Raw genomic sequence first — 5,870 nt, 5'->3', positions numbered from 1 at the left:
ACCCGGAGAACCGGCGAACACAGCGCCGTTAACCACGCACACCCACATCAAAAACCAGCCACCAACACAGAGATCAACACCGCCACCCCGCACCACCACCAGGCACGTGAAAGATCGAGGCTAGTGCCGTGTCAGGCAACGTTCGCCCTGGCAAGACGCGAGTGATGCCCCTTTGCGATACGTTCAGTGTCGCCGTGCCCGCTGCGAACTCGAGGAGGTGAGACCGATCAACGCTCGTGACAGATCGGGGCTCCCTCCCTCGCATGATCTAGGGAGCGCCTGCGGAAGGTATCCCGAAAGGCTTGAAACGCTATGCGCTTCATCTCCAAGACGTCGTTGGGCGGCGTGACCGAACAGCTCTTCACCCTCGACGAGATCCCCGGCGTGCTGTGGACGCCGGAAGACGCCCACGGCACTCGCCCCCTGATCCTGATGGGACACGGCGGCGGACAACACAAGAAGGCCCCCGGCATCCTGGCCCGCGCGCATCGCTTCGCCGCGAGGGCGGCTTCGCGGTCGCCGCGATCGACGTGCCCAACCACGGCAAGCGGCCGACGGACGAGGAGTTCGACCGGATCGCGACCGAGTACCGGGCGAGTATGGCCGCCGGAGAGGATACGGCTGCGCTGGACACCGCCATGTACACGCTCGTGGCCGGGCAGACCGTCGCGGAATGGCAGGCGGTCCTGACCGCAGTCCAGCAACTCGACCATGTTGGCGGCGGACCGGTGGGCTATTGGGGCGTGTCGCTGGGCTGCGCGTTCGGTATACCGTTCGTCGCCGCAGAACCTCGAGTCCGCGCCGCGGTGCTGGGCCTGCAAGGGTCGCCCGCGCTGGCCGGGACCGCCGCGCAGATCACCGTGCCGGTGCAATTTCTGGTCCAGTGGGACGATGAGCGGATGCCCCGTGCACAGAGCCTGGCGTTGTTCGATGCCATCGGTTCAGCCGAGAAGACACTGCACGCCAACCCCGGCAAGCACGGGGATCTGCCGCGGTTCGAGATGGACGACTCGCTGCGGTTCTTCGCCCGGCATCTGAGCTGATACGTCTGCAGTCCACGCCGCCGACGAGCGCCCACGCCGGATCGTCACCAGGGCGAACGTTGCCTGACACGGCACTAGCTAGCAATGGGGACGGGCCCTGCTGTTGCCCTGTACGTTTTTGGATCCCCTCACCGGACACTTCAGTGGGCCAGCGCATGGACATCCGACCTCCATCAGTTCGTGAGGGTGAATGCCAGTGCGCCGATAGCTTCAGGACGGACGCGGTAGCCACTTCACCATGATCAAGCACGGGTTTCCCGGCCACAGCGCACCAGTCTCCTCCAGCGGAAGGAAGCCCATCGACTGGTAGAACGCCCGGGTTCCGGCATAGCCGGGATCCGGGTGCGTCGCCCCTAACGTCTTCACCTGGAGCAACCGGCAACCGTCAATGCTGAGGTCCTGCGTGATGGTGCGGATGAGTTCTCTGCCGACGCCGCGTCGGTGCCAGGACGGGGCAACCGCCATCAAGTGGATCTCGGCCGCCTCGGCGAAGTGTCGCCGATACAACAAGACGCCTATGGGCTCGGTGTCGCTGCGGGCGACCAGTCCCGGAAGGCGCGTGGCTGACTCCACGTACTCCGCGTTGGCCTCCGGGACGCCGAACCATGACGGGAGCCGGTCAAGCAACCGCGCGGTGGTCTCCGCCAACTCGGCCGAACCTGCAACCCTAAAGATCCGGAACGCCACATCATCCACCCCTGGAGCATGACAGCCGTATCCGCGCCCCTCGTCGCCCGTCCGTAAGTGGATCCCTATCCGTACGTCGGAGGTTCCCTGACCGGACATCCGTCGGCCGTCGGGGGAACGCTGTGAACGCACGGACATGCCGATGAGCGAGCGTCAGCGGTGGGTCTCTTGGATAAGCCGATTGAGGATCTCGGATGGTGTCTCGTCGATCGCGGCGGCCAGTTCCTCCACGGACTTGGCCGCAAGGAAGGTCAGTCGGTATGAGGCCCCAAGCGCATCCGCCTTCGCGGCCTCGTCAAGAAGGTTGTACAGGTCGGCGTCCTCGCCGTTGATGTAGGCAAGGACTGCTGCAACCGAGTCCTTGTAGGCCGCTTCCCGCCGCTTCCGCTCACTGACCACCCGACGGATGCTGCCAGCCAACGGCTGCAAGTGCCACTGGGACGCGCACTCATCTGCCGCGGATCGTGCGCGGTCTTGCCGAAAAGCCGTAGGAGCGCAGGCCTCAGTCTGTGTCAGTCACGCAGAGCACGGTCATCTCCGCCTTCCGGTAGTCGGTGAGAACGAGCGTGTGGTCCCACGCCACATCGAAGAACCAGGGGGTCCAGGGCTCGTGGGTCCGGTCGAGGCGGAAGTCTTCATACCGCCGACCCGTGAGGGCAGCGACCGCTTCATCTGCCAACCGCTTCGCTTCGGCCGCCGAGCGTTGGAACGATTTGTAAGCGCCACCGCGGACGATGATCGTCGCGAGGATTCCGTCCAGGTTGAGCGCCCCGCCCGGAAGTTCCTTTAGAGCACCCGGCACGCGGTCGAGTCGCACCGGAATCTCCAGCGGAGACAGGTCGGCACGGACGACAGGGCTGTCGAAGAGCAACCTGTGCATCTCATACTCTTCGAGGCGATTGCGTGCCGCGAACCAAGTGGTGACGTCGCTGTACCGTGCGGCGCGCCACCGTCCGATCAGGTAGCCGCCGTTGACGTGGGTGTCGCGGACCTGGCTGAGGTAGGCGTCGACGGACGGAGAATCGATCGGCACTGGTTCCCAGTCAAGGCTCCCCCAGGAGCCGACTAGTTCCTCGATGGACGGTCGCGGCTCGTCCCAGTCGATGTCATTCCACTGGCGCACCAGACCGATCCTGTCAGTAAGGGACCCGGCTTTCCACTCGTCCTAATCACTCCAAGCGCACGCTCATGCCGCGATCCGCGCGCGATCATGCCGAATTGAGGGCGTTCCTCTCTGGTCTTGCGCAGTTGCCGAGCTGGCGATCAAGCTCCGCTGCCCGGCACCATCACTGAGGTGCCGCCCCAGCCGCGCCAGGTCAATGATGCGGCCTGAGCTTGTTGCTGCGCGTCGCTCGACAATCGCAGGTCGTGCCGCTCACTGCCGATGTGCCAGCAAGCCAATCGCCGAGACCGCGCCGGGGTTGTCGGCTAGCCTGCACGCGCCCTGCCCGCTGACCGTGTGGCTACGTACCAGCGGCGGACGAGAACGATTCCGCCTGCGCCGACCAGCCCGAAGGCCGGTATCCGTACGAGCCATCGTAGGTCGTCGCATCGCGACTCCGGCATGTCAACGATCTCGATGAGGAGGCCGTGCTCCGCGTCGGCCCACTTGGTCATGCCGCCACGTGCCTGCTCATCGCTACTCGGGACGAACGCCGAGCCGCAGTCGTATGAACCGCCGGAGAGGGGCACGAACCCGGCCATCAGCCCGACGCCGAAGAGGACCGCACCGATGATGCCGCGGGTCTTGACCATGACCGGAGAGTAGGTGTGGCCCGGTGGATGTGAAAAGACCCCGGTGACCGTGGTCGTAGCTGGGATCTCGTCACCGGTGCGCGACGCATAGTGGCAAGCGCGGGATTAGCCGCACGGTGGTGGCTCCGTGACAGGGACAGCAGAAGGAACGCAGAACTGACGCCTGTCAACCATCACCCGAGACAGGGAACGGGTCGACCTCCTGCCTTGTGCCAGGTGATGCGCGACGGACTCGTGCCACCTGATGTGCGACACCAGGTCTAGGAAACTGAGGTGGTTGGCGACTGAGACATGCCGGTGTTGTCCTCCAGCCGCTGTACTCCCTCGGTTCGACTGAGGCGTGGCGGTCCGGCGAGCCGGGAAGTCCGGGTCTAACCGAGTCACTCGGCCGATCAGCGGGTGCTTGCCTACGGCGGGTCGTCGGTCCATCATTGCGCCAGTCGCTCGATGTACAGGAGTCCGCCGATGCCCGGGATGGACGTTGTAGTAGGGGCGCTGCTTGTCGTCCTTCTACTGCTGGCGTTCGCTGGTCTCGCGTTCTCCTGGTGGGACGTAAGGCGGGAACGTGGCCGGCGGTTCCTCACCCGGTGGGGTGTCTCGGAGCCGACAGAGCAGGCCGACACCGCAGCCCGGTACCTTCGGCACCGGCGCCTTCTCCATCCGTTCGTATTCTCCGCGCTGCTCGTAGGCGTGAACGTGATGACCGGCGTGAACGGATTGCCGGATCCAGACTGGGGTTTGGTCCTGCTCGGCGCGCTTCACGCGACGCTGCTCGTGGCCGAGGTCGTCGTCGCCGTCCGGCGCCGGCTGGAGCCAGTCAGGGTGGCCTCGCTTGCCCGCCGCCGGTTCACCGATGTGGTTCCGTCCTTCGCGCTCGCTCTGCAGGCCGCTATGACCCTTGTTCTTGTTGCTGCCGCTGGCGTCGCACTGGCTGTTCAGCCCTGGGCGGACAGTGTGGGGGCGTGGCGGCGACGTCACGACGATGAGATCGGTCCCAGCAGTCCGATCGGCATCCTGGAGTGGGATCCGCCGCCGCAGGGCACGACGGTCATATGGCTCCTTCTCGGGATTGGGCTGGCAGTCGCCCTCGCGGCCTTCGCAGTTGTCCGGCTCACGCTTACCCGTGGGCCGGTCGCCGACGATGTGGTGGACGCTGCGCTGCGTGTGCGGACTGCTCGAGTGGCCGTCGGCACAGGCCTGCTGCTCACCGCTGTGCCGCTGGTCGGCATCGTGAGCCGCATCGGCGAGGTAGGCGTTCTGGCGTCGATCGCCTCCCAGTCCCGCGGATGGCCTCCTCGGCTGCTGCCCACACCGGACTTTCCCGGGCCGCCGGCATGGATAGCCGAAGTCGGAGAACTCCGCGACACGGTCGTCCTCCTCGCCATTGCCACTGGGCTGGTCGGGTGGGCCGCCGTCGTTGCCCCGGTAAAGCGGTTGCGGCTGGTGCAGGCGAACCGGTGACGGCGGCGCCACGCGGATCATGCTGCACGAGGTCGGCTCTTGCCCTGTCTCCACGCCTCCACGGCGACGTCGACCTGCTCACCACTGCCACTTTGCCGAACCCGGCTCGCCTTGATCCGTGTAGAGAGCGCAATTCGGCGATTGGCCGAGCCTGCGTGTCCGGTAGAGGAACGCCAACCGTGGACATCTGAGGTGCCCACGCCGACGACAGTGCGGGGTGTCCGCAGGGGATCCCCTTGCGAGACAGGCCCGAGACGTATGGCGAGAGACGCTAGGACAAGCACTTCCGAGGTGGGGTCGGATGTTATCTCTGAATGCCGGGTTGATGAGGGGAGAGTCGTCTGACGATCTATTACCAGGGCCTCAACTCGGGTGCGGGCGCGCGGCCGAGGAGCCATGCGAGAAGATCGGCGTGGTCAGCTCGGGCGGGTAGCGAGCGGAGGCGCTTGGCCAGTTCGGCCTCGACGAAGTTCGATGGCCAGTCGGAGGGCCGGTAGCCGATGTCGAGATCCACGTGATGCACCTGAACGTTCCGCAAGTGGTGGGTGATGATCTCAGACATCGTTCGTGGGCCTGCCATCATGATCCCTTGCCGATCCCAGAGTGCGTCATCGAGGGCCTGCCATGCCACCTCGAGGAGTTCGAACGAACGCTCCAGGTCGGCGAGCAGTTCAACAGCCGAGCGGCCCGCTCCAGCTTCGGCGGCGAGATCGGGGTCGTACCCATCGGGGTGTAGCTGGCGGATCTCGTCTGCAGGTGGACCCCCGAAGAGCCGCACATGGGCCTTGACCTTGTTGGCTAGTACCCCGTGGTTGAGATCTTTTGACGGTTCGTTTTGGTGAGGATCTGGTCGGCGGTCTTGGTCCAGACGAAGGGGTGGCAGCGGTCGTTCCAGCCGGTGATGAATTGGCGGATCTTGGTGAT

The 5,870-nt window shown here is 65.4% G+C and carries 7 protein-coding genes and 1 pseudogene; 2 read left to right on the top strand and 6 right to left on the bottom strand.

Going from position 1 to position 5,870, the window contains the following annotated elements; all coding sequences use genetic code 11:
• Positions 1 to 599: 599 nt before the first annotated feature.
• A complete protein-coding gene (locus tag ABNF93_RS34395; RefSeq protein ID WP_349332451.1) occupies positions 600 to 1,043 on the top strand; it encodes an alpha/beta hydrolase family protein in 444 nt (147 codons plus the stop codon).
• Between the two features lie 210 nt (positions 1,044 to 1,253).
• Here the strand turns inward: ABNF93_RS34395 and ABNF93_RS34390 are convergent, their stop codons facing one another.
• From ABNF93_RS34390 to ABNF93_RS34375, 4 genes are all read right to left on the bottom strand, one after another.
• Positions 1,254 to 1,691 (bottom strand): GNAT family N-acetyltransferase, encoded by a 438-nt coding sequence (locus ABNF93_RS34390; RefSeq protein ID WP_349332450.1) that lies wholly within the window; start codon positions 1,689 to 1,691, stop codon positions 1,254 to 1,256.
• A gap of 192 nt (positions 1,692 to 1,883) precedes the next feature.
• Positions 1,884 to 2,129 carry a hypothetical protein gene (locus ABNF93_RS34385; RefSeq protein WP_349332449.1) on the bottom strand — a complete coding sequence of 82 codons (246 nt, stop codon included), beginning with the start codon at positions 2,127 to 2,129 and terminating at the stop codon, positions 1,884 to 1,886.
• Positions 2,130 to 2,232: 103 nt separating this feature from the next.
• Positions 2,233 to 2,853 (bottom strand): hypothetical protein, encoded by a 621-nt coding sequence (locus ABNF93_RS34380; RefSeq protein WP_349332448.1) that lies wholly within the window; start codon positions 2,851 to 2,853, stop codon positions 2,233 to 2,235.
• Positions 2,854 to 3,158: 305 nt separating this feature from the next.
• The gene (locus ABNF93_RS34375; protein WP_349332447.1) at positions 3,159 to 3,485 is read right to left on the bottom strand and encodes a hypothetical protein; all 327 of its coding nucleotides are present in this window, start codon (positions 3,483 to 3,485) and stop codon (positions 3,159 to 3,161) included.
• A 465-nt stretch (positions 3,486 to 3,950) separates the two neighbouring features.
• Here ABNF93_RS34375 and ABNF93_RS34370 point away from each other — a divergent pair, with 465 nt between their 5' ends.
• Positions 3,951 to 4,946 carry a hypothetical protein gene (locus ABNF93_RS34370; protein WP_349332446.1) on the top strand — a complete coding sequence of 332 codons (996 nt, stop codon included), beginning with the start codon at positions 3,951 to 3,953 and terminating at the stop codon, positions 4,944 to 4,946.
• Positions 4,947 to 5,298: 352 nt separating this feature from the next.
• Here the strand turns inward: ABNF93_RS34370 and ABNF93_RS34365 are convergent, their stop codons facing one another.
• Positions 5,299 to 5,724 carry a maleylpyruvate isomerase N-terminal domain-containing protein gene (locus tag ABNF93_RS34365; RefSeq protein ID WP_349332445.1) on the bottom strand — a complete coding sequence of 142 codons (426 nt, stop codon included), beginning with the start codon at positions 5,722 to 5,724 and terminating at the stop codon, positions 5,299 to 5,301.
• A 20-nt stretch (positions 5,725 to 5,744) separates the two neighbouring features.
• Positions 5,745 to 5,870 (bottom strand): annotated as a pseudogene (locus ABNF93_RS35215) (IS630 family transposase); the annotation flags it as partial.

This window comes from Actinopolymorpha sp. B9G3 (assembly GCF_040120725.1).
In the GTDB taxonomy this organism is placed as follows: domain Bacteria; phylum Actinomycetota; class Actinomycetes; order Propionibacteriales; family Actinopolymorphaceae; genus Thermasporomyces.
Note: the sequence above shows the minus strand (reverse complement) of the source record. Positions and strands in the feature narration are given on the sequence as shown.